This is a genomic window from Pseudomonas sp. H26/SER47-MNA-CIBAN-0231, assembly GCF_040310465.1.
Classification (GTDB): domain Bacteria; phylum Pseudomonadota; class Gammaproteobacteria; order Pseudomonadales; family Pseudomonadaceae; genus Aquipseudomonas; species Aquipseudomonas atacamensis.
In genome coordinates, this window is record NZ_JBEOPW010000119.1 from 1 (window position 1) to 260 (window position 260).

General features: G+C 67.7%; 1 pseudogene. It reads right to left on the minus strand.

Going from position 1 to position 260, the window contains the following annotated elements:
• Window positions 1-260, minus strand: a pseudogene (locus AAEZ10_RS27520) (glycosyl transferase family protein); the annotation flags it as partial.

Here is a 260-nt window from a genome sequence, read left to right on the forward strand (position 1 = left end):
ATCGCGGTGTCGCCGAGCAGGCCGCTGGCATCGCGGTGCACCGCCTGGTAACCGGGATGGAAGATGCTTTGCAGGCCGCAGCGCGCGCCCAGCGGGTTGAGAATGCGGGTCAGGGAATGGATCGGCGAACGCAGGCCCAGTGTGTTGCGCAAGTCGATCATGCGCTGAAGTTGCGGCGCCCAGTCCACCAGCGGCATGAACGCCAGGCCGCCATCCTCCAGCGCGGCACCGACCTGCTGCCAAGTGCGGCACAGCGGGAT